Source organism: Rhodococcus sp. NKCM2511, assembly GCF_014905595.1.
Lineage (GTDB): Bacteria > Actinomycetota > Actinomycetes > Mycobacteriales > Mycobacteriaceae > Rhodococcoides > Rhodococcoides fascians.
In genome coordinates this window covers 67,457-87,713 of record NZ_BNHJ02000003.1, presented here as the reverse complement: position 1 = coordinate 87,713, position 20,257 = coordinate 67,457, and the positions used below count along the sequence as shown (strand labels likewise).

The following is a 20,257-nucleotide window of genomic DNA, read 5'->3' as shown; positions in this document are numbered from 1 at the left end:
GATGCCTCGCCCTATTGAGCACAGCTCGACTGTGCCCGCCTCCGCCGACAAGGTCCACGCAGCGCTGACGTCCGAGCAGTACTGGAAGGACCGCATCGAGCAGATCGGCGGCCCCGGTGCCAGCTTGAAGAGCGTCACCGTCGGCGACGGCACCATCGACGTCGTCATGACCCAGTCGGTCCCCGAAGAAGAGCTGCCGTCCGCGGTCACCGCCTTCAAGAAGGGCGACCTCATCATCGAACGCACCGAGAGCTGGGGACAGTTCGACGGCACCCACGCCGCGGGCACCTTCGGAGCCACCGTCGAAGGAGCACCCGCGCGCATCACCGGCACCACCACCCTCGACGGCAAGGGCGAGACGACCACCGTCGCTCTGGCCGGCACCACCGAGGTCAAGGTCCCCATCTTCGGCGGGAAGATCGAAGCGATGATCAGCGAGCAGGTCCTCGCCCTCATCGACAACGAGCAGGACTTCACCGGTAACTGGATCGCCGCGCAAGCAAGCAGCTGAGCCTGGTCGTTCCGCAGGCTCCACTCCTGGGTAACCTGGTCGCTCCGCAGGCTCCGCTCCTGGGTAACCTGGCGCACTATGGCTCGCCGAATGAACTACTCCGCCCGGTTCACCCACTCGACGCAGCAGGTCTATGCAGCGCTGTCCAGTCGCGAGCACTGGGACGCGCGCATCGAGGAGATGCGTAAGTATTCGGAGAACGAGCTGAAGAGCTTCGAGGTGTCCGACGCCGGAATCGACATCGTGATGCACCACGTCATCCCCCGTACCGAATTGCCCGACATCGCACAGACGGTGATGAAGAAAGACATGGTCATCACCCGCAACGTGCATTTCGACGCGTACGGAGAAACCACGGCGGGGCACTACGACGCGTCGATTCCGGCCGGACCCGGCTCACTGAAGGGCACCACGTCACTGTTCCCCACCAACGGTGGCTCGACGCTGCGCACGTCCTCCGAGGCCAAGGTGTTCCTGCCGTTCATCGGCGGCAAACTCGAGCAACTGATGCTCGTCAACCTCATCGACCTGTGGCGCGGCGAGGGCGAAGTGACCGCCACCTGGCTCGAGAAGAACGCCTAGCCCTGAACAAGCCTGAGGGTGTCATCACCCGCGGCACCACCGGTATCAATCGGTTGCGTCGCAGCGACCGGTGGTTGATGCACGATCCCGATGTCCGACGCGTCCTGCGCGAATCACCGGACCCCCTCGTCGTCGACCTCGGGTACGGGGCGATGCCGAACACGACTCTCGAACTCGCGGGCCGACTTCGCACCGTCAGGCCCGATCTCCGAGTCACCGGTCTGGAAATCGATCCCGCGCGGGTGGTCGAAGGAAGCGGCGGCGTCGAATTCGCCCGTGGCGGTTTCGAGTTGGCCGGACTGCGACCGAATCTGGTGCGGGCCTTCAACGTGCTGCGGCAATATCCCGAGGACGCGGTTCCCGGTGCCTGGCACCGCATTCTGTCGGGCCTGGCGCCCGGCGGCCTGTTGGTCGACGGCACGTGCGACGAACTCGGTCGACGCTGCGCGTGGGTGCTGCTCGACGCCGATGGGCCGCGATCTCTGACTCTGGCCTGGGACCCGTTCGATGTCGAGATGCCGTCGGACATCGCGGAGCGGCTTCCGAAAGTGTTGATACACCGCAACATCGAGGGCGAGCTGATCCACGATGTGCTCCGCCGAGCCGACCGCGCATGGTCGGTCTCGGCACCACTGGCCCCGTTCGGACCCCGCCTGCGTTGGCGGGCGGCATTGAAAGTGCTTGCAGAGCAAGGACTCCCGGTCGCACTCCCCCGCCGCCGCATGCGAGACAACGTGCTCACAGTGCCCTGGTCGACGGTCGCCCCGACGTGACCGATCCTGCTGCGAAGGAAATACGCATGAACACACCTGACGCTCTCACGGTGAGGCCGTGTGTGCGCGACGACCTCGAAATACTCGAGCAGTGGCGCACTGTGGATCCAGTCGAGTGGGTCGATTCGACTCGCCTCCACGAGGACATGGCATCGGGCAATTACCGGTTCGAGTGGATATGGCTCGCCGAACGCGCCGGCCGTCCGGTCGGGCGCGCGGTGTGGTGGGGCCGTTCCGACGCAACGAGCCCGGTCACCCTCGACTGCTTGTCGGTCGCCCCGGACGAGGAGAGACCGGACGACGTCGGCGCCGCCCTGGTCGGTGCCGCCCGTGCAGCGTTCGATCACAGCATCGCACTGGAGTTCAATGTCGATGTGCCGGTGGGGAACTCGATGGACGACTCCCTGTCGCGGGCGTTGGCGTGGCGCGCATCGGCTGCGTACGGAGGCGGATTCACCCGCACGACCGAACGCGTCTCGTTCGCCCGGACGGCTGACGCCCCGCCGCCCGAGACGTCGACCCGACTGCACTTCTCGGCGGGCACCGATGCAGAATTCCTCGAGGTGTTCGAAGCCGTCGCAGCCGGAAGCCTCGACTCCCATACTCGAGAGATGGTCGCCGAGCACGGCGTCGCCGCACTCGCCGCGGACGATCTCGTCTTCTATGGTTCGCTACCGGGGCGGCGGGAGTCCTGGCAGATCGCCGGCCGACTCGACGGCACGACGGTGGGCTTCGTCGTCCCGACCAGAAATGCCTACGACGCGGCCATTAGCTATCTCGGGGTGCTCCCCGAGCATCGTGGTCAGGGCTATGTCGACGATCTACTGTCCGAGATGGTCCGGATACACCACGACGACGGGCAGCACCGCATAGTCGGAACCACCGATGCAGCAAACGCACCCATGCGAGCAGCCTTCGAGCGCGCAGGCTTCGTCGTCACCCGCACCCGTATCGTGCACGCGGGCTAGCGATCACGTACAGGCGGACAGTGCCAGTTCGACGCGTTCGGCCACTCGATCGGTGCTGCTGCCGGCCTCGGAGTACAGCGCCTGCGGGTCGACGCGACCGATAGCCACGGCGTCGCCCACCACCTCGTCGAGGGTGATCTGCGAGATGCCACCTGCGGCGAGGTCGAGGACCGTGCGTACGGGAGTGGTGATGTTGAACGTGCCGGCCGATTCGACGTCACGCGGCTCGAGCCGCAGTCGATGCACTGCCAGGCGAGTGTCGGTGAGTCGTAGGTCTCCGAACGCGCAGAGATGTACGAACTGCGGGTGCAGGTGTCCGAAACCGTGCAATTCGGCGGCGCTCTGGTGTGAGATCACTGCCTCGCCGCCGAACCACGCGCACCACATAGCGAACACTTCGAGTTCGCTGTGCGGCCACTGCCCGAGCCGAAACAGGTTGCGCTCGACGCGAGTCCACGTGGCCGTCGCCAGGTTGACGCGCACCATCGCAGAGTCGAAGCCGAGTTCACCGGCCTGTTCGGCGGTGAAGTAGCCGTCCTGCCGGGTAGCGAGCGAGTGCAGCTCCTGCACACTCGGTCCTATCGTGCTCATGCAGCAAGAGTACGTCAGAATGTGTTACACATCACAAACTTTCGAATCGAATCCCCGGACTCGGCGAGTTTCACAGAGCTTGCTCAGAAACTTCGGGAAGACTGCCGGGAATGACATCCTCAGCCAGGCGCAGCACAGTACCGCTGATCGCAGTCTCCGTTGTTGTCGTCCTCCTCGTCGCCGTCATCGGCGGAGAACTGTTCGTTCGGCAGCAGATCAAATCCTGCCTCGCCGGCCAGCTCGAGTCCGAGCTGGGCAGCCAGGTGGAGGTGGGTCTCGGCTTCAAGCCGGTCTTGCTGTCCTTGGTCGACAAGAAGGTCTCGTCGGTGACCGTCGACAGCGACGATGCTCGATTCGGCCCGGCCGAGGGCATGGTCGTGCACGCCGAGGCGAACGATCTGAACCTGACCCAAAGCGCCGACTCGGGCGGCACCATCGGTAGCTCGAGTGCCGACATCTCGTGGTCGACCGACGGCATCACCCGCACCCTGCAGAGCCAGGGCATCGGTGCCATCGTCTCCGGGGTCACGTCCGACGCGTCGGCGGGCACCCTGGAGTTCGCCGTCGGCGCGCTTGCGAAGCTGACCGTCAAGCCGCAGGTCACGGGCGGCAAGGTCGACGTCCAAACCGTCGACGCATCGATTCTGGGCCTGGGAATCCCCACCGATCTGGTCGATTCCGTCGTCGGCGTGCTCACCGACAGCCTGCAGGCGTACCCGCTGGACATGGCTCCGACGTCGCTGACCGTCACCGACTCCGGCATCGAGCTCGCCCTCGAAGGCGGCCAGTACACCATCCCGGCCACCCAGCAGAACCAGAATCAGCAGACGCCCGAGGGTTGCTCGCTGGTTGCGTAATCCATGTGAGTGGAACTTCGTAGCCCACTACGAGTTTCCGTGCACGTGCGACGCAGTCGCTCTAGTTCAAACCGTCGAGTACCGCGCGGGTACCCGATAGCCCCAACCGCGTGGCACCGGCGTCGATCATGGCCAGGGCAGCGTCCGTGGTGCGGATGCCGCCGCTGGCTTTGACGCCCAAACGTCCGCCGACGGTCTCGGCCATCAGCCGCACCGCCTCGACGCTCGCGCCGCCAGCGGGATGGAATCCGGTGGATGTCTTGACGAAGTGAGCTCCGGCCTTCTCCGCGGCGCGGCACACTTCGACGATCGCCTCGTCGGACAGCGCTGCCGATTCGATGATCACCTTGAGTACGGCGTCGCCGATGCCTTCGCGAACGGTCACGATGTCGGCCAGAACGGCGTTGTAGTCCCCGGCAATGGCCGCGCCGACGTCGATCACCATGTCGACCTCGTCGGCCCCCTGCTGCACGGCCAGTCGCGCCTCGGATCCCTTGATCAGCGAATGATGCTTGCCCGACGGGAATCCGGCCACCGCAGCGGTGAGCATGCCCTCGGCGCGAATCGGCAGCATCGACGGGGAGACGCACACGGCGAGCACTCCCAGCTCGCGGCCTTCCTCGATGAGGGCCTCCACGTCGGCGGCCGTGGCCTCCGGCTTGAGCAGGGTGTGATCGACCATTCCGGCGAGGGCGGCGCGGGTGAGTGTCATGAACCCAGCTTTTCACAGCACCGCATGTCGCGGCCCTGTCGGTCTACCATTCTGGGCTATGGACGCAGCCTCGCTCGCCGACACGTTCAACGCCACCAGCAGGGAGTTCAACGCGGTGACGCCGCTGGTCTGGGGCCCGGCCGGGCAGTCGCTGACGTTCGCTCTGGGGCTGCGATCCGGCGACGCCGTACTGGACGTGTGTTCCGGCACGGGGGCGTCGGCGCTTCCCGCCGCGGCAGCTGTCGGCCCGGACGGCCTGGTCCATGCCGTCGACCTGGCCGACGACCTGCTGGAGGTGGGCCGGGTGAACGCCACCGAGCGCGCCCTACGCAACATCGACTTCGTCGTCGCCGACGCCACGGCCTGGGAACCGCCGTCGACCGTTCCCGACGCCGGATACGACGCCCTTGCGTGTTCGTACGGCATCTTCTTCCTGCCGGATCCCGAGCGGGACTTCTCGCGTCTGGTGTCGCTGGTCCGGCCGGGTGGCGGCGTCGGGGTGACGGTGTGGCGTCAGGGCGCGATCGAGGCGTTCTCCCGTGCGTATTTCGAGGTGATCGCAGCACATTCACCGTCCACCGAGCAGGTGGGCCGCCTCGCGCAAGAGGGGTACGACAAGCACCCGATCCGGCGGATGGAGACGGCCGATCTGCTCGGTACGTGGCTCGCGGCGGCCGGTACGACGGACGTCCGGGTGGTCGAGCTGAGTAATCATGTACCCGCCACGGAGTCGTTCGTGTGGAGCTTCGTGTTGGGCAGTGCTCTGCGCGGTGCCCTCACCCCGTTCGACGACGCAGCCGTCGGGCGGATTCGAGCGGACTTGTTCGCGTCGCTGACCGAGCGCGTCATCGATTCGATCGATCTCGGGACACTGGTGGCAACCGGGTTGCGAGCGCCCTGAGAGAATTGCCCTCATGAGTTCTTCCGTGTCCGAGGATCGCCGCTACGTTCTGTCCCTCGGTTGCCCAGACAAGACGGGCATCGTCGCCCGTATCTCCACGTTCCTCGCCGAGGTCGGCGGCTGGATCGTCGAGGCCGCCTATCACGCCGATCCCGATACCGGTTGGTTCTTCACGCGTCAGGCCGTGCGGGCCTCGTCGGTGAGCATGAGTGTCGAGGATCTGCGTGCCCGCTTCGCCGAGGTGGCTGCCGAGCTCGGCCCGGAAACCGAATGGGCACTGCATGATTCGGGCGCACCCAAGCGAGTCGTACTGCTGGTGAGCAAGGAAGCACACTGCTTGCACGATCTCCTGGGCCGCGCGGCCGGCGGGGAGCTACCCGCTCAGATATCGGCGGTGATCGGCAACCACAGGTCGCTCGAGCCCGTCGCTGCGGCGCACGGAACACCCTTCCATCACGTCGAGTTCGCGAAGGACCCGTCCGAGCGCGGACCGGCTTTCGAGGAAGTCCGCTCGCTCGTCGACTCCTACGACCCGCACGCAGTGGTGTTGGCGCGCTTCATGCAGGTGCTGCCCGAGTCGCTGTGCGAGCACTGGGCCGGTCGCGCCATCAACATCCACCACAGCTTCCTGCCGTCGTTCGTCGGTGCTCGGCCGTACCACCAGGCGTTCGCCCGTGGCGTCAAGCTCATCGGCGCGACGTGCCATTACGTGACCGCCGAGCTCGACGCGGGACCCATCATCGAGCAGGACGTCATCCGCGTCGACCACTCCGACGAGGTGACCGACATGGTGCGTCAGGGGCGCGACATCGAGAAGCTGGTGCTCTCCCGCGGTTTGCGCTGGCACCTCGAGGATCGCGTCCTGGTGCACGGACGCAAGACCGTGGTGTTCAGCTAGACCGTTCGGGTCACAGGTTCCGCAGGCGAACCACTTCGGCGTTGAAGTCGTCGATCGCTTCCACCGAGCTCATGTGGCCGATTCCGGGGATCACGATCAGTCGGCTCAGGTGGTCGTGGTCGTCGAGTGCTCGGGCGAGCTTGCGCGCGTGCACGGGCGGGGTCAGTCGATCCGCAGATCCGACGAGCACGCTGGTGGGCACGGACATGTTCTCGAGCGCCTCGCGGATGTCGAGGTCGCTCAGCGCAGCGCCCCAGATACCCCGGGTACGCGGCGCGCACTCGAGCACGATCTTCTCGCAGAACGCCACCTCGGCGGGCGTGGCACCGGGGGCCATCGAGATGTACTTGATGGCTTGGCGGGTCACCGGGGACGGCCGCAGCGGTAGCGCGGAGCTCAGCACAGCGCGTCCCACCGGAGCGGGTACCCGTGGGAAGCGCTGCGGCAACGGGATGACGGTGGTCTCTCGGACGAGGGAATCCGTCGCCGTGCTGGCGAGCAGCACGGCGCTGACCAGGCGGTCGACCTGGTCGGGGTAATTTCCGGCCCACGCCATGATCGACATGCCGCCCATGCTGTGCCCCACCAGGACGGTCTTGTTGTCCTCGGTGACGGTGGCCGAGAGAACGGCCGACAGGTCGTCGGCCAGTACGTCGGGGCTCAGCGGACGCGTTCCGACGTCGCTGCGCCCGTGTCCGCGCTGGTCGTAGACGATGACGCGGTAGCGACCTGCGAGCGCATTGATCTGCGGAAACCAGTAATCGGCCGAGCAGGTCCAACCATGACTGAACAGGACTGGTTCGGCATCGGGGTCACCGTAGCTCCGCACGTGCAGGTGTGCGCCGTCGTCGGTGACGACTTCGGTGACGGTCGGCTCGGCCGTGGGATGCTGCAGCAACTCGTCCGGCTGCACGTCCGTGGTCTTGGTGAACGAATGCAGTCGACGTCGCCGAACGACGAAGGCCCCGATGCTCGCGACAGCGGCGATGCCTCCGACTCCGAGCAGCGAACGTTCGATTACCTTGCGTGAAACCACTGATATTCCCCTCTACCTGTGACCCCCGAGCGGGTGCGGTAGAGGTTACGCCCAGCGCCGAACGGGCGTCGAAGCCCCTCTACCAGCGCGGTCCGCGCTGAATTCCGTCGATCTTGGGACGCACGTCCACCAGGTACACCGCGATCGCGACGACTCCGATGATCCAGAACATGATGACGATCGGGCCGATCAGCGTCAGCAGCAGCCCGACGGCCAGAATGCCCAGCCAGGCGTTCTTGGTCAGCTTGCCGGTGGCCGGAAAAGCGTCGGCACGTTGGCGTAGCGCGTGGAAGATTGCGTACGCAGCCCCTGCAATCGAGATGATTTGCAGGATCAGGAAGATCGTCTGGGAGAAGCTGCTCGCAATCACGTCGCCCAGTGTACGAGAAACGACCCCTGCACCGTGCGGTGCAGGGGTCGTTTTCTTTACGAGTGCTTTAGCTGGTGGTCTTCTTGGCCGGAGCCTTCTTGGCAGCCGGTGCCGGTGCGGTCTTCTTGGCGGCCGGTGCCGGTGCCGCCTTTTTGGCCGGTGCCGGAGCAGCCTTCTTGATCGGTGCATCGGCGGTGCCGCGGGTCTTGGATTCGACCTTGCCTGCCACGCCGCTCACCTTGTCGGACGCCTCTACGGCCTTGTCCTTGGCTTCGTCGCCGGCTTCGTCGATGTTCTCGGCGAGCTCGTCGGCGGCCTCGGAGATCTCGTCGGCACCTTCGCGAACCTTGTCCGACGCGATGCCGGCCAGAGCTGCGGCGCGCTCGCCGACCGCGCGGGTCTGCGATGCGACAGTTCCGAGAGCGTGCTCGGTGAGGTCGACGACGTCGTTGGCGGCGGAGTTGGCGCGTTCGAGGCCTTCTTCGACTGCCGGGGTGCGGCGGATGCGCTCGACGGTCTCTTCGCCGCGCTCGGCGAGCGAGGTGTACAGGTCGGACGCGACCTTGAGGTACGCCTCGGCTACCTTGCGAAGCTCGTCCGGGGTGAAGCGCTCGCGGAGCTCGGCGATCTCGTCGGGCAGCTCTGCGGGCAGGTTCGTCAGGCGCTCGCGGAGCGACTCGACGCCCTCGGTGACCTCGTCGGAGAGGTCTGCGATGCGAGCGTTGACCTCGCTGGTCCGGCTCTCGGCGCGCGAGCGCACCTGTGCCACGACGTCTGCGACGGCCTGGACGACTGCGTCGCCAGCACCGACAGCTGCGTAAATCGGAGTCTTGACGTTCTCGAAGTTCTTGGAATCAGACATCTGGTGTCTCCTGTTCGTCGGTTTCGGGCTCTTGCGTCGACTCGTTCTCACGACAGAACGAGTCGTAGATCTCGATCAGCACTTGCTTCTGCCGTTCGGTGATGTGCTCATCGCCGAGCAGAGCTTCGCGCACCGGACCGTGGGGACGCGCTTCCAAGATCCCGGCCCGGACGTACAGCACCTCGGAGGAGACGCGCAGACCCTTGGCTATCTGCGCAAGCACTTCTGCGGACGGATTGCGTAGTCCGCGTTCGATCTGGCTCAGATACGGGTTGCTCACTCCGGCCCTGCTCGCGAGCTGCCGCATGGATACTTGTGCGGCTTCTCGCTGGGACCGGATGTAGCTTCCGATGTCCTGGGCTGCAGTCGTGACGACTGCGGCGACAAGGTCTCCGGCCTCGGCGACCACCTGCGTCGCCTCGGTCGCTTTGGCGACCAGATCCCCCTCGTTCTCGGCCATCTCGGCCTCCTGGTTTCGGTGTCCTACTGGACGGTACCGAAGGGTGCTAACTATTGCAAGCACTCTGCTAGCACTAGTGCCCGAAGATCAGATCGGAGACGGTGTAGATCGCCAGGCCTGCGATGGAACCGACGACGGTGCCGTTGATCCGGATGAACTGGAGGTCCCGTCCGACCTGCAGTTCGATCTTCCTGCTCGCTTCCTCGGCGTCCCAGCGCGCGACGGTGTCGCCGATGATCGTCGTGATCTCGTCGGCGTAGTTGGCAGCGATGTAACGGGCCCCACCCAGCAGCCATCCGTCGGCTTTTCCGCGCAGTTCGTCGTCGTCGCGCAGTCGAATGCCGAAGTTGGCCGTGTTCTCCTTGATCTTGTTGCGCAAAGTACTCGTCGGATCGTCCACCGACTCGGTGATCAGACGCTTGGCCACCTTCCACGTCGACGCGGCGAGCCCGGTGATCTCCTCGCGGCCCATGATCTGTGCCTTGAGCTTCTCGGCCTTCTCGATGGTGGCCGGATCGTTCTGCAGATCGTTGGCGTAGTCGACGAGGAACTTGTTCGCCGCCAGGCGCACCTCGTGTTCGGGATTGGAGCGGATCTTCCACGTGAACTCGACGAGTTCCTTGTAGACCTTCTCCCCCAGCAGCGTGTCGACGAACTTCGGCGACCAGTTGGGCGAGTCCCGGGCGACCACACGATCGATCATTTCCTGGCTGCCCAGTGCCCACTGATGAGCCCGCTCGGCCAGCATGTCGATCAGCGGCAGCTGACGGTTCTCGCGAAGCAGCTCGTCGAGGATGCGGCCGATCGGCGGACCCCATTGCGGATCGGCCAGTCGGCGCACGATGGTGCTGTCGATGACGGCGGTGATGTCCTCGTCGTTGAGCACGTCGACCACGCCGTGCAGCACCGTTGCCGCCTCGGCCGCCACCCGTTCCGCATTGTCGGGTTGGGCGAGCCAGGTGCCGAGCCGCAACGGCACCTGAGCCGACGCGACCTTCTCCGAGACGACCTCGGGCGCGAGGAAGTTGCTACCGACGAACGAGCTCAGGCTGGCACCGAGCTGGTCCTTCTTCTTCTTGATCAGGGCTGTGTGCGGAATCGGAATGCCCAGCGGATGCTTGAACAGGGCCGTCACTGCGAACCAGTCCGCCAGCGCGCCCACCATGCCTGCCTCCGACGCCGCTCGGACGTACCCCACCCATGCCCCGGCCCCGGTGGATTCCTGCCAGCGGCAGAAGAGATAGACGATCGAGGCGAAGACGAGGAATCCCGTCGCGACGGTTTTCATCTTGCGGAGGTCGCGACGCTTGGTCTCGTCGTCGAAGTTCATGAGCTGCACACCCGACATTGTGCCCAGAATCGCAACCGATCAACCGGGCACGGCCCCCTCCTGTGTCGTACCCGACGCATAAGGTGGGTGACGTGGTGAAAAATAGTGCGGCGGCAGCCTCGGAGGACGCCCCCGAGGCGGACGCGGACAAGCCCAAGATCGAGAAGCCGGACGGCCGCAAGCGTCGCTGGCGAGAGCACAAGATTGCCCGACGCGAGGAGCTCGTCGACGGTACGTTGGCCGCGATCCGGCTGCGTGGTCGAGAGATCGGGATGGACGAGATCGCGTCGGAGATCGGTATCTCGAAGACGGTGCTCTATCGGTATTTCACCGACAAGAACGATCTGACCAGCGCGACGATGTCCCGGTACGTCGAAACCACCCTCGCGCCGCGCATCTACTCCGCGATCTCCCACGAGCTCGACGAGTACGAGCTGACCCGGGTGGTGGTGACCGCCTACGTCGAGACGGTGGCCACCGATCCCGAGGTGTACCTCTACGTGATGGCCAACAACGCCGGCAACAACCGGGACGTGGTGGCCGAGTCCGAGCGCATGATCGCCGAACTCCTCTCCACCGTGTTGGGTGAGCGGCTGCGCCAACGCGAGATGGATTCGGGCGGCTCGGTGCCGTGGGCGTTCGCCATCGTCGGCGCAGTCCAGTTGGCCACGCACTGGTGGATCTCGAACAAGTCCATGTCCGCCGATGACCTGATCGACTACCTCTGCATGATGATGTGGGGCGGCATCCACGGCGTGGCCATGGCCGACGGCTCACCGGCCAAGTTCAAGTCGCAGCCGCATCCTCTGGTGGACGACGAGCCGGGTAAGTCCTAGCGCTCGTCGTATTCGTCGTCGAGCGGAACTTCGGTGCGTTGTTCGATGACGTCCGTGGCGTCGGCCTCGACGGGGAGATCGCCCGCATCCGGCTCGTCCGGTTCGTCCGCGATCGGCAGATTCTGCTCGACGCGATCCTCGGTCGGAGATTCGATCGGTGATTCGCTCATGTGTCCATTCGTACCACTGCCGCGCACACGGTTCTCGTTTGAAACTCGATCGCGCCGGTAATCCGAACGAGCATGAGCAACGAAACATTGTCCGGACGCCGCATTGCCGTTCTCGCCACCGACGGTGTCGAGCAGGTCGAATTGGTGCAGCCTCGTGAAGCCGTCGAAAATGCTGGTGCCACAGTCACATTGGTGTCGCTCGATCACGGCGACATCCAAGCCATGAACAGCGACGTGAACGCAGGCGACACGTTCAGTGTCGACAAGATCGCGGGCGAGGTATCGGTCGACGACTTCGACGCGTTGATCCTGCCCGGCGGCACCACGAATCCCGATCAACTGCGCGTGGATGCGGACGCAGTGGAGTTCGTGCGCGCATTCGTTCAGGCGCGCAAACCGGTCGGAGTCATCTGCCACGGCGCGTGGACGTTGGCCGAAGCAGACGTACTGAAAGGCCGCACGCTGACGTCCTACCCGAGCATTCGGACCGACCTGCGCAACGCCGGTGCGACTGTCGTCGACGAGGAAGTGGTCGTGGACGGCAACCTGGTGTCGAGTCGTAACCCCGACGACCTGCCTGCCTTCTGCGCGAAGATCGTGGAGCACTTCCGCGCTTGATAGGTTAGCGTGCCCTATGCGCATTTCTCGATCTCTGGCCCTGCCTGCGGCAGCCGTGGCCCTCGCTCTGACCCTGACCGCGTGCGGATCCGGTAATTCCGACGGCGGCGACTCGGCCGACTCGGCTGCTGAAGGCACCGTCGTCACCGACATGTTCGGGGAGGTCGAGGTGCCGGCCGACCCCCAGCGAGTAGTTGCACTCGGCTGGTCCGACGCCGAAACCGCACTGGCTCTCGGCGTGCAGCCCGTCGGAGCCAGTGACTGGCTCGGCGTCGGAGGCAACGGCCTCGGCCCCTGGGTCACCGAAAAGTACGACACAGACCCGACGATCCTGGCCACCTACGACATCGACGTCGAATCGGTCGCCGCCTTGGCACCGGACCTGATCCTGTGGACCAGGAGCACCAACGACAAGGCCGTGTACGACCAGCTGTCCGACATCGCCCCCACTGTCGCGGCCCCTCCGGGAACCGACGTCGCCTACGGCACCACATGGGACGGGCAGACCGAGATCGTCGCCGAGGCGCTCGGAAAAGTCGACGAAGGCAAGAAGCTGATCGACGACACCAAGACCCAATTCGCCGAGACCGTCGCTGCCAACCCGGAATTCGCCGGCAAGTCCGTCGCCGTCGGCACGCTGTACAGCGGCCAGAGCGGGGCCTACGTACGCGGCGACACCCGAGTCGACTTCCTCGAAGCACTCGGACTGACGAACGCCCCGGCCATCCAGGACCTCGCCCAACCCGGGAAGTTCAGCGTCGACCTCTCCGAGGAGAACATCGCGAACCTCGACGCCGACCTGACGGTCATGTTCCCCATCGGCAGCGGACCCGAGGTCATCACCGAGAACCCGCTCATCCAGGGACTCCCGTCGGCCCGCGACGGACGCCTCGTCGTGCTCGGTGACACCGACCTGTCCAACGCATTCTCGGCCGCCTCGGTCGCGGGAACCCGATACGCACTGGACAACGCAGTGCCACTGTTCGCAGCACCACTGAAGGCTTAGCTCACACTCTGCCCGGGGGAAATCCACCCGCGGCGATCGGGCCCCAGGTGTCGATCGTGATGCGGATCAACGACTTTCCCTGCTTCACCATCGCTGCGCGGTACTCGTCCCAGTCCGAGTGCTCGCCGGCGATGCTGCGGAAGTACTCCACCAGAGGCTCGACGGCGTCGGGGAGATCGATGATCTCGGCCGTCCCGTCGACCTGGACGTAGTCGCCGTTCCAGTCGTCGCTGTGCACCAACACGGTGACGGCCGGCGTGCGGCGGATGTTGTGCACCTTGGCGCGCTCGGGGTAGGTGGCGATGACGATGCGGCCTTCCGAGTCCACTCCTGCGGACACCGGGGAGACCTGCAGACCGTCGTCGCGCTTACGCGTGATCAGGGTGTGGTGGTGCCGCGGAGATACGAATTCGAGCAGTTGCTCACGCGACACAGTCTCGGCTTTTGCGATGGTAGGGGCCATGAATCCCATGGTAGAGAAGTAGTCTTCCGCCTATGGCCGACAAGTCGAAACTGTGGACGCTCTCTCCCGTCGATGTGCTGCGCGCCAGTGCCTCTCCTCGTGTGGAGGACATCGATTTCACCGCCACTCCGGGGTTCGACGGCGCGAAAGCACACGGCAACGACGTCCTCGAGCAGCGCGGTGCGGTCCTTGCGGCGCTCCAGGAAAAGCTCTATGCCCACGGGCGCGCAGGCGGCACCAAGTCGGTTCTGCTCGTGCTGCAGGGCATGGACACTGCGGGCAAGGGCGGCATGGTCAAGCACGTCATCGGGATGGTCGATCCGCAGGGCGTCGACCTCGCGTCGTTCGGGGTGCCGACCCAGGAGGAGAAGCAACACCACTACCTGTGGCGCATCCGCAAAGCTCTTCCGCGCGCAGGCCGAATCGGGGTGTTCGATCGGTCCCATTACGAGGACGTTCTCGTCGTCGCGGTCCACGACCTCGTGCCACGGCAGGTGTGGGAGAAGCGATTCGACGAGATCAACGCCTTCGAGAAGGAGTTGGTCGACGAGGACACAGTCGTCGTCAAGGTGGCCTTGTTCGTCTCGGCCGACGAACAGAAGAAGCGACTGCAGGAACGGCTGGATCGACCCGAGAAGCACTGGAAGTACAACCCGGGCGACGTCACCGAGCGTGGTTTCCTGCCGCAGTACCGGACGGCGTATCAGCGGGTTCTCGATCGCACGGATACCGACCACGCACCGTGGTACGTCGTCCCGTCCGACCGCAAGTGGTACAGCAGACTGGCCGTCACGGAAATTCTCATCGACGCGCTCGAAAAGCTCGATCTCGATTGGCCCGCAGCCGATTTCGATGTCGAACACGAGAAGCAGCGACTCGCCGAGAGCTGAACCCCCGTCGAAGGCGTGAATGGTCCATCGACCCCCGTCTGGGCAGGTCGATGGACCATTCACGCGTCCAAGGAGACAGTTACAGCGTGGCTGCGTCGATCACGAAGCGGTAGCGCACGTCGGACTTGACGACGCGGTCGTATGCCTCGTTGATCTTCTCGGCCGGGATGACCTCGATCTCGGCACCGATGTGGTGCTCGGCGCAGAAGTCCAGCATTTCCTGGGTCTCGGCGATGCCGCCGACCATCGAGCCCGCGAACGAGCGACGGTTGGTCAACAGGGCGAATGCCGGGATATCGAGGGGCTTCTCGGGAACACCGAGCTCGACGAGGGTGCCGTTGCGGGCCAGCAGTCCCAGGTACTTGCCCATGGGCAGGTTGGCCGAGACGGTGTTGAGGATCAGGTCGAACTTGCCCTGCAGATCCTTGAGCGCGGTGGTGTCCTTGGTGGCGTAGTACTCGTCGGCACCGTAGGCCTTGCCGTCTGCTTCCTTCGCATCCGTCTGGCTCAACACGGTGACGTGCGCGCCCATGGCGTGAGCGATCTTGACGCCGATGTGTCCGAGGCCGCCCATACCGATGATGGCGACCTTCTTGTCGGGGCCGGCTCCCCAGTGCTTGAGGGGCGAGTACAGCGTGATGCCGGCACACAGCAGCGGCGCTGCGACGTCGAGTTCGACGCCTTCCGGGATTCCGAGAACGAACTTTTCGGTGACGACGATCTGGGTGGAGTAGCCACCGTTGGTGAACTCACCCTCGTAGGTGGTGGAGTTGTACGTCTGGACGACGCCCTTGGTGCAGTACTGCTCGTCGCCGTCGAGACATGCCTCGCACTTGCCGCAGGAGTCGACGAAGCAGCCGACGCCCACGCGGTCGCCGACCTTGCGGGTGGTCACCTCGGAGCCGACCTCGGCCACGATGCCGGCGATCTCGTGTCCGGGAACGACGGGGTACGTGGTGCCGCCCCACTCGTTTCGGGCGGTGTGGATGTCGGAGTGGCAGATCCCCGCGAACTTGACGTCGATGAGGATGTCGTGCGGTCCGACTGCGCGTCGCTCGATCGTCGCCTTCTCGAGCGGAGCGTCCGGAGCGGTGGCCTGGTAAGCGGTAGCTGAAGTCATGTCTACATTGCTACCTACGCATCTGTGTAAGCGCAACACAGCTACCGCTGCGACCAGGCTATTCCTGCTCCGGACGAGTCGTTCGCAACAGTAACGTCAGCTGTTCTTGGCGATATTGACGCCGAGCCATCCAACATACGCTGCCAGACCGACCAGTCCGATCTTGCGGGTCTTGGGGTACGCGATCGCCACGCCGACGGCCAGTTCGGTGGCCCCGTTACGACTGATCCAGGTTCGAGTGTCCTTGGGGAACGGAAGCTTGGTGATTCCCTCGAAGGCCTCCGGCACCACGAAATGGGCCGCGCCTGTTGCGGCCAACCCGATTCCGAATGCCTTGGGCACCAGACCGTTCGACTTCTTGGACTTGCTCACTGACATGCTCCCTGGGATCGATGGATTTGCACCGGCAGACCGACAATAGCGCTCGGCAAGCCGCTGCGCGGCGACCCGCCCGAGACGCCCACTACTTTGCTACGCGGCCGTTCTCGTAGCGGTAGAACCCGGCCCCGGTCTTCTTGCCCGTCTGTCCCGCCTCGACCATGCGCAGCAACAGCGGCGGTGCCGCGAACAGCGGCTCGTCGAATTCCGAATACATGGAGTCGGCAATGGACTTGACGGTGTCGAGACCTACGAGATCCGCGAGCGCGAGCGGTCCCATCGGGTGCGCCAAACCCAGAACCGTCGCTTTGTCGACGTCTTCCTTGGTGGCGAATCCCGACTCGACCATGCGGATCGCCGAGAGCAGATACGGAACGAGAAGTGCGTTGACGACGAAGCCCGAGCGATCTGCGGATCGCACCACCTGCTTGCCGAGAACATCTCCGGCGAAGGCTTCGGCGCGGTCGGCCACCGCATCGGACGTTGTGCTCGTGGTGACCAGCTCGACGAGCGGCAATACCGGAACCGGATTGAAGAAATGAAGTCCGACGACGCGCTGCGGTGCCGTGGTGGCCGACGCGAGCGTCGTGATCGGAATAGACGAAGTGTTGGACGCGAGCACGGCATTCGCGTCGGACACCACCGCATCGAGTTCTGCGAATATTGCCGACTTGATCTCTTCGTCCTCGAGGACTGCTTCGACGACGAGTTGACGGTCTGCGAAGTCCGCGAGGTCGCAGGTGAACCGCAACCGGGAGGCGGCGTGTTCTCGTTCGCGCTCGGTGATCTTGCCGCTGCTCACTCCGCGGTCCAGTGATCGCAGGATGCGGCTGCGGCCGGCCGTCGCCAGTTCGCGAGTCTGTTCGTAGACCGCCACGTCGACGTGCGCGCGGGCGCAGACCTCTGCGATTCCCGCACCCATCTGTCCGGCTCCGACGATCCCCACCCTCTCCACCGTCACAGCAAACTCCTAGCGAATAATGTTGCAGCACAACAGCTTAAAGCGAGATGAGGGTAACCCTTCCGGGGTACGCCCAGAACCCAGGCGATACAAATCAGGCGGCCCGCAGCGAAACGCTGGGGCCGCCTGACTAGTGCGCTGAAGATCCGGGGAGGCGGGCTAGCTCAGTGGAACTGGCCTTCTTCGGTGGAGCCCTTCAGTGCTGCCGTCGAGGTGTTGGGGTCGACGGTGGTGGCGATGCGGTCGAAGTAGCCCGCGCCGACCTCACGCTGGTGCTTGATGGCGGTGAAGCCACGCTCTTCGGCAGCCTTGAACTCGCGCTCCTGCAGGTCGACGAACGCGGTCATGCCTTCGCGGGCGTAGCCGTGTGCCAGGTCGAACATGCCGTAGTTGAGCGAGTGGAAGCCCGCGAGGGTGATGAACTGGAACTTGAAGCCCATGGCGCCGAGTTCCTTCTGGAACTTCGCGATGGTGGCGTCGTCCAGGTGTGCCTTCCAGTTGAACGAAGGCGAGCAGTTGTAGGCCAGCAGCTGGTCCGGGAATTCGCTGCGAACCGACTCGGAGAACTTCTTGGCGACCTCGAGGTCCGGGACGCCGGTCTCCATCCAGATGAGGTCTGCGTACGGTGCGTAGGCCTTGGCGCGAGCGATGCAGGGCTCGATGCCGTTCTTGACGCCGAAGAAGCCTTCTGCGGTGCGGGTTCCGTCGAGGAACTCGCGGTCACGCTCGTCGACGTCGGAGGTGATCAGCGTGGCTGCCTCGGCGTCGGTGCGGGCGATGATGACCGAGGGGACGTCGGCAACGTCCGAGGCCAGACGGGCGGAGGTCAGGGTGCGGATGTGCTGCTGGGTGGGGATGAGCACCTTGCCACCGAGGTGGCCGCACTTCTTCTCCGATGCGAGCTGGTCTTCCCAGTGCACACCGGCAGCGCCGGCCACGATCATGGCCTTCTGCAGCTCGTAGGCGTTCAGTGCGCCACCGAAGCCTGCTTCGGCGTCGGCCACGATGGGTGCAACCCAGTTCTTGACGGACGTGTCGCCCTCGATCTTGGCGATCTCGTCGGCGCGCAGGAGCGCGTTGTTGATGCGACGGACGACCGACGGAACCGAGTTGGCCGGGTAGAGGCTCTGGTCCGGGTAGGTGTGGCCCGAGAGGTTGGCGTCGCCGGCGACCTGCCAGCCGGAGAGGTAGATCGCCTGGAGGCCGGCGCGAATCTGCTGCACGGCCTGGTTGCCGGTGAGGGCACCGAGCGAGTTGATGTAGTCCTCGTTGTTGACGAGATCCCACAGGATCTCGCTGCCGCGGCGAGCGAGTGTGGCTTCTTCGACCACAGTGCCCTGGAGGTCGGAGACCTGCTGCGCGGTGAAGTTACGGGTGACGCCCTTCCAGCGCGGGTTGGTGTCCCAATCCTGCTGAATCTCGGCGGTGGTCTTCGGGGTGCCGGTGGTCGACATCGGAGCTCCAGTCTCTTCTCTGCTTCTCGGCCTGCCGCGAGACGAATCTTCACATCGTTGCCAGGCCCTTCTGGTGTACTCCAAAACAATGGCACACCCGAAAACAGGCGTCTACCAGTTGTTAGTGCCAATCTTGGCTAGCTTTCCAGAGCCCTTTGCTAAGTCTGCGAATTTTCGGGGCTCGCATACCTCGCCGATCGGGCAGCGTGGTTACTCGTCGGTAGCGACGAATCCCCAGTTGGTGAACGGAATGAACAAAATTCTTTACGGGACGCTTGTACGGTTTGAATCGAGCGTCTGAATCGAGTCAGAAAACAGCTTGGTAGTGATGGACGTCACACACGCTTTGTCTCACGATGTGGACGCTGCACAAGGTGCTCCACTCGCGATCTCTCGTTGGAGAATCCCCCGTGCGAGTGCGTCGAGTGGAGCAGGAATTGCACCATCCACAAGCCATCGGCCATGCACAGGCCATTCCATTTCCCCAGGTCGACCGATCAACGCCCCACAACGACGCACCGATGCTGCAGCCATGACACACCACAACCCCAGAGGTCATTCCGCAGGCTCCACTCCCACCCCCGCAGGTCATTCCGCTGGCTCCACTCCCACCCCCGCAGGCTCCACTCCCACCACTTGGGGGGATCTCGTCACCGCAGGGATTCACCCCAGCACCATCTCGCGTCGCTTCACGCGCGTCCTGCCGACGGTCCATATGCGCGGGGAGCCGTCGACGATGGACCGTTGTCGGGCGATCACGCTGTGGCGACCCGACGCCGTCCTCAGTCATCGATCGGCCGCGTACCTGCGCGGCTGGACCACCGAACCGACAATGCTCGACGCCACCGTCCCCCGAACTGCGCGGCTGAGACCTCCGTCTTGGCTTCGGCTGCACCGTCGCGACATGGACTCCACGCTCGTCGACGAGGTCGCGGCGCTGCCCTGCACCATCTCTGCGCAGACGATGCTCGACTGCCTGGCGCTACTCCCCCGCCCCGATTCCGAGTTGCTGATCGACGAGCGCCTGAAGTTCGGAATGGACCCGGCTTCGCTGCTATGCCTACTCGACCGCTTCCCGGGTCGGCACGGGAACGTCGAGCTGGCTCGTCAGGTGCGGCTCGCGGTATCGAGATTTGCGTCGGAGCCCGAGCGCGCCCTGGGCCGCGCAGTGCATCGACTCGGCCTGCGCCTGGAGATGAACGCTGCAGTCGGTCCGTTCGTGTGTGATTTCGTCGACCGCCGCAGCCGAACGATCATCGAAGTCGACGGTCGCGAATTCCACAGTGCAGCAGCCGTATTCAGCAAGGATCGCCGACGACAGAACGCGCTGGTCCTCGATGGCTGGTTGGTGCTGCGCTATTCGGCGTTCGATGTGCTCACTGCACCCGATCGCGTTGCGGGCGAGATCGCAGCGGTGATTCGACGACGACGGGCATCGCGGCGATGACTGCACACAATGCTCCACTTCCCGGGGCGAGCACGAGATTCATCGCGCCTGTCCCAGGGAGTG

25 protein-coding genes are annotated in these 20,257 nt (G+C 64.8%); 12 read left to right on the top strand and 13 right to left on the bottom strand.

The genetic code is table 11. The features are described 5' to 3' along the window. Window position 1 precedes the first annotated feature (1 nt). The 4 genes from JLZ96_RS19850 (at window position 2) to JLZ96_RS19835 (ending at window position 2,834) form a co-directional block, all read left to right on the top strand. Window positions 2–511, top strand: coding sequence for a DUF2505 domain-containing protein (locus JLZ96_RS19850; RefSeq protein ID WP_032365188.1), 510 nt, complete (start codon window positions 2–4; stop codon window positions 509–511). Between the two features lie 78 nt (window positions 512–589). Next, window positions 590–1,093 carry a DUF2505 domain-containing protein gene (locus JLZ96_RS19845; protein WP_032365187.1) on the top strand — a complete coding sequence of 168 codons (504 nt, stop codon included), beginning with the start codon at window positions 590–592 and terminating at the stop codon, window positions 1,091–1,093. 77 nt (window positions 1,094–1,170) lie between these two features. Further along, on the top strand, window positions 1,171–1,866 hold the full coding sequence (locus JLZ96_RS19840; RefSeq protein WP_032386176.1) for a methylase: 696 nt from the start codon (window positions 1,171–1,173) through the stop codon (window positions 1,864–1,866). A 26-nt stretch (window positions 1,867–1,892) separates the two neighbouring features. Then, window positions 1,893–2,834, top strand: a complete 942-nt coding sequence (locus JLZ96_RS19835; protein ID WP_201011080.1) for an N-acetyltransferase — start codon at window positions 1,893–1,895, stop codon at window positions 2,832–2,834. A 3-nt stretch (window positions 2,835–2,837) separates the two neighbouring features. Here the strand turns inward: JLZ96_RS19835 and JLZ96_RS19830 are convergent, their stop codons facing one another. Continuing rightward, on the bottom strand, window positions 2,838–3,425 hold the full coding sequence (locus tag JLZ96_RS19830) for a type IV toxin-antitoxin system AbiEi family antitoxin (RefSeq protein ID WP_032365186.1): 588 nt from the start codon (window positions 3,423–3,425) through the stop codon (window positions 2,838–2,840). A 110-nt stretch (window positions 3,426–3,535) separates the two neighbouring features. Between JLZ96_RS19830 and JLZ96_RS19825 the strand changes: the two genes are divergently transcribed. After that, window positions 3,536–4,282, top strand: coding sequence for a DUF2993 domain-containing protein (locus JLZ96_RS19825; protein ID WP_027498387.1), 747 nt, complete (start codon window positions 3,536–3,538; stop codon window positions 4,280–4,282). A 61-nt stretch (window positions 4,283–4,343) separates the two neighbouring features. Here JLZ96_RS19825 and deoC read toward each other — a convergent pair whose 3' ends face one another. Continuing rightward, window positions 4,344–4,994, bottom strand: coding sequence for a deoxyribose-phosphate aldolase (deoC, locus tag JLZ96_RS19820; protein ID WP_032369790.1), 651 nt, complete (start codon window positions 4,992–4,994; stop codon window positions 4,344–4,346). A 58-nt stretch (window positions 4,995–5,052) separates the two neighbouring features. Here deoC and JLZ96_RS19815 point away from each other — a divergent pair, with 58 nt between their 5' ends. Next, complete coding sequence (locus tag JLZ96_RS19815) at window positions 5,053–5,895, top strand: class I SAM-dependent methyltransferase (protein WP_201011079.1); 843 nt, start codon at window positions 5,053–5,055, stop codon at window positions 5,893–5,895. Window positions 5,896–5,908: 13 nt separating this feature from the next. Next, window positions 5,909–6,793, top strand: a complete 885-nt coding sequence (gene purU, locus JLZ96_RS19810; protein WP_032365183.1) for a formyltetrahydrofolate deformylase — start codon at window positions 5,909–5,911, stop codon at window positions 6,791–6,793. 10 nt (window positions 6,794–6,803) lie between these two features. On the opposite strand, the gene JLZ96_RS19805 is transcribed toward purU, so the two are convergent. From JLZ96_RS19805 to JLZ96_RS19785, 5 genes are all read right to left on the bottom strand, one after another. After that, a complete protein-coding gene (locus JLZ96_RS19805) occupies window positions 6,804–7,835 on the bottom strand; it encodes an alpha/beta fold hydrolase (RefSeq protein ID WP_201011249.1) in 1,032 nt (343 codons plus the stop codon). Between the two features lie 73 nt (window positions 7,836–7,908). After that, complete coding sequence (locus JLZ96_RS19800; RefSeq protein ID WP_027498392.1) at window positions 7,909–8,199, bottom strand: DUF2516 family protein; 291 nt, start codon at window positions 8,197–8,199, stop codon at window positions 7,909–7,911. Window positions 8,200–8,266: 67 nt separating this feature from the next. Next, window positions 8,267–9,061 carry a heparin-binding hemagglutinin gene (locus JLZ96_RS19795; protein WP_032365180.1) on the bottom strand — a complete coding sequence of 265 codons (795 nt, stop codon included), beginning with the start codon at window positions 9,059–9,061 and terminating at the stop codon, window positions 8,267–8,269. After that, on the bottom strand, window positions 9,054–9,521 hold the full coding sequence (locus JLZ96_RS19790; protein ID WP_027498394.1) for a helix-turn-helix domain-containing protein: 468 nt from the start codon (window positions 9,519–9,521) through the stop codon (window positions 9,054–9,056). Before JLZ96_RS19790 ends, JLZ96_RS19795 begins: the two co-directional genes overlap by 8 nt. A gap of 73 nt (window positions 9,522–9,594) precedes the next feature. Continuing rightward, a complete protein-coding gene (locus JLZ96_RS19785; protein WP_027498395.1) occupies window positions 9,595–10,869 on the bottom strand; it encodes a DUF445 domain-containing protein in 1,275 nt (424 codons plus the stop codon). Between the two features lie 140 nt (window positions 10,870–11,009). Between JLZ96_RS19785 and JLZ96_RS19780 the strand changes: the two genes are divergently transcribed. Beyond that, window positions 11,010–11,687, top strand: a complete 678-nt coding sequence (locus tag JLZ96_RS19780) for a TetR/AcrR family transcriptional regulator (RefSeq protein WP_228139367.1) — start codon at window positions 11,010–11,012, stop codon at window positions 11,685–11,687. On the opposite strand, the gene JLZ96_RS19775 is transcribed toward JLZ96_RS19780, so the two are convergent. Next, window positions 11,684–11,857: a hypothetical protein gene (locus tag JLZ96_RS19775; RefSeq protein WP_167326064.1), complete on the bottom strand. Its 174-nt coding sequence runs from the start codon at window positions 11,855–11,857 to the stop codon at window positions 11,684–11,686. The genes JLZ96_RS19780 and JLZ96_RS19775 overlap by 4 nt on opposite strands. 72 nt (window positions 11,858–11,929) lie before the next feature. Here JLZ96_RS19775 and JLZ96_RS19770 point away from each other — a divergent pair, with 72 nt between their 5' ends. Both JLZ96_RS19770 and JLZ96_RS19765 read left to right on the top strand, forming a co-directional pair. Beyond that, on the top strand, window positions 11,930–12,475 hold the full coding sequence (locus JLZ96_RS19770) for a type 1 glutamine amidotransferase domain-containing protein (protein ID WP_176457040.1): 546 nt from the start codon (window positions 11,930–11,932) through the stop codon (window positions 12,473–12,475). A 16-nt stretch (window positions 12,476–12,491) separates the two neighbouring features. Further along, on the top strand, window positions 12,492–13,481 hold the full coding sequence (locus tag JLZ96_RS19765; protein WP_201011078.1) for an iron-siderophore ABC transporter substrate-binding protein: 990 nt from the start codon (window positions 12,492–12,494) through the stop codon (window positions 13,479–13,481). 1 nt (window position 13,482) lies between these two features. Here the strand turns inward: JLZ96_RS19765 and JLZ96_RS19760 are convergent, their stop codons facing one another. Further along, window positions 13,483–13,944, bottom strand: a complete 462-nt coding sequence (locus JLZ96_RS19760) for a PPOX class F420-dependent oxidoreductase (RefSeq protein ID WP_027498399.1) — start codon at window positions 13,942–13,944, stop codon at window positions 13,483–13,485. Between the two features lie 32 nt (window positions 13,945–13,976). On the opposite strand from JLZ96_RS19760, the gene JLZ96_RS19755 reads away from it, so the two are divergent. Beyond that, a complete protein-coding gene (locus tag JLZ96_RS19755; protein WP_032381231.1) occupies window positions 13,977–14,834 on the top strand; it encodes a PPK2 family polyphosphate kinase in 858 nt (285 codons plus the stop codon). Between the two features lie 79 nt (window positions 14,835–14,913). Here JLZ96_RS19755 and JLZ96_RS19750 read toward each other — a convergent pair whose 3' ends face one another. The 4 genes from JLZ96_RS19750 to aceA all read right to left on the bottom strand — a co-directional run bounded on the left by JLZ96_RS19750 (window position 14,914) and on the right by aceA (window position 18,747). Continuing rightward, window positions 14,914–15,954, bottom strand: a complete 1,041-nt coding sequence (locus JLZ96_RS19750) for an NAD(P)-dependent alcohol dehydrogenase (RefSeq protein ID WP_048316316.1) — start codon at window positions 15,952–15,954, stop codon at window positions 14,914–14,916. A 96-nt stretch (window positions 15,955–16,050) separates the two neighbouring features. After that, window positions 16,051–16,332, bottom strand: a complete 282-nt coding sequence (locus tag JLZ96_RS19745; protein ID WP_205914000.1) for a hypothetical protein — start codon at window positions 16,330–16,332, stop codon at window positions 16,051–16,053. Between the two features lie 85 nt (window positions 16,333–16,417). Further along, a complete protein-coding gene (locus JLZ96_RS19740; RefSeq protein ID WP_201011077.1) occupies window positions 16,418–17,293 on the bottom strand; it encodes a 3-hydroxybutyryl-CoA dehydrogenase in 876 nt (291 codons plus the stop codon). Between the two features lie 164 nt (window positions 17,294–17,457). After that, window positions 17,458–18,747 (bottom strand): isocitrate lyase, encoded by a 1,290-nt coding sequence (gene aceA, locus JLZ96_RS19735; RefSeq protein ID WP_027498404.1) that lies wholly within the window; start codon window positions 18,745–18,747, stop codon window positions 17,458–17,460. Window positions 18,748–19,279: 532 nt separating this feature from the next. Between aceA and JLZ96_RS19730 the strand changes: the two genes are divergently transcribed. Beyond that, entirely contained in the window at window positions 19,280–20,194 is a 915-nt protein-coding gene (locus JLZ96_RS19730; RefSeq protein WP_201011076.1) for a DUF559 domain-containing protein, read from the top strand. The last annotated feature ends 63 nt before the right edge of the window (window positions 20,195–20,257 follow it).

Bases quoted from the DNA above. Each gene is read 5' to 3' on its own strand.
- purU (WP_032365183.1), top strand. From the start codon at position 5,909: ATGAGTTCTTCCGTGTCCGAGGATCGCCGCTACGTTCTGTCCCTCGGT.
- JLZ96_RS19850 (WP_032365188.1), top strand. From the start codon at position 2: ATGCCTCGCCCTATTGAGCACAGCTCGACTGTGCCCGCCTCCGCCGAC.
- JLZ96_RS19760 (WP_027498399.1), bottom strand. From the start codon at position 13,944: ATGGCCCCTACCATCGCAAAAGCCGAGACTGTGTCGCGTGAGCAACTG.
- JLZ96_RS19750 (WP_048316316.1), bottom strand. From the start codon at position 15,954: ATGACTTCAGCTACCGCTTACCAGGCCACCGCTCCGGACGCTCCGCTC.
- JLZ96_RS19795 (WP_032365180.1), bottom strand. From the start codon at position 9,061: ATGTCTGATTCCAAGAACTTCGAGAACGTCAAGACTCCGATTTACGCA.
- JLZ96_RS19835 (WP_201011080.1), top strand. From the start codon at position 1,893: ATGAACACACCTGACGCTCTCACGGTGAGGCCGTGTGTGCGCGACGAC.
- JLZ96_RS19840 (WP_032386176.1), top strand. From the start codon at position 1,171: ATGCACGATCCCGATGTCCGACGCGTCCTGCGCGAATCACCGGACCCC.
- JLZ96_RS19745 (WP_205914000.1), bottom strand. From the start codon at position 16,332: ATGTCAGTGAGCAAGTCCAAGAAGTCGAACGGTCTGGTGCCCAAGGCA.
- JLZ96_RS19785 (WP_027498395.1), bottom strand. From the start codon at position 10,869: ATGTCGGGTGTGCAGCTCATGAACTTCGACGACGAGACCAAGCGTCGC.
- JLZ96_RS19790 (WP_027498394.1), bottom strand. From the start codon at position 9,521: ATGGCCGAGAACGAGGGGGATCTGGTCGCCAAAGCGACCGAGGCGACG.
- JLZ96_RS19815 (WP_201011079.1), top strand. From the start codon at position 5,053: ATGGACGCAGCCTCGCTCGCCGACACGTTCAACGCCACCAGCAGGGAG.
- JLZ96_RS19770 (WP_176457040.1), top strand. From the start codon at position 11,930: ATGAGCAACGAAACATTGTCCGGACGCCGCATTGCCGTTCTCGCCACC.
- deoC (WP_032369790.1), bottom strand. From the start codon at position 4,994: ATGACACTCACCCGCGCCGCCCTCGCCGGAATGGTCGATCACACCCTG.
- JLZ96_RS19825 (WP_027498387.1), top strand. From the start codon at position 3,536: ATGACATCCTCAGCCAGGCGCAGCACAGTACCGCTGATCGCAGTCTCC.
- JLZ96_RS19765 (WP_201011078.1), top strand. From the start codon at position 12,492: ATGCGCATTTCTCGATCTCTGGCCCTGCCTGCGGCAGCCGTGGCCCTC.
- JLZ96_RS19730 (WP_201011076.1), top strand. From the start codon at position 19,280: ATGACACACCACAACCCCAGAGGTCATTCCGCAGGCTCCACTCCCACC.
- JLZ96_RS19755 (WP_032381231.1), top strand. From the start codon at position 13,977: ATGGCCGACAAGTCGAAACTGTGGACGCTCTCTCCCGTCGATGTGCTG.
- JLZ96_RS19775 (WP_167326064.1), bottom strand. From the start codon at position 11,857: ATGAGCGAATCACCGATCGAATCTCCGACCGAGGATCGCGTCGAGCAG.
- aceA (WP_027498404.1), bottom strand. From the start codon at position 18,747: ATGTCGACCACCGGCACCCCGAAGACCACCGCCGAGATTCAGCAGGAT.
- JLZ96_RS19830 (WP_032365186.1), bottom strand. From the start codon at position 3,425: ATGAGCACGATAGGACCGAGTGTGCAGGAGCTGCACTCGCTCGCTACC.
- JLZ96_RS19845 (WP_032365187.1), top strand. From the start codon at position 590: ATGGCTCGCCGAATGAACTACTCCGCCCGGTTCACCCACTCGACGCAG.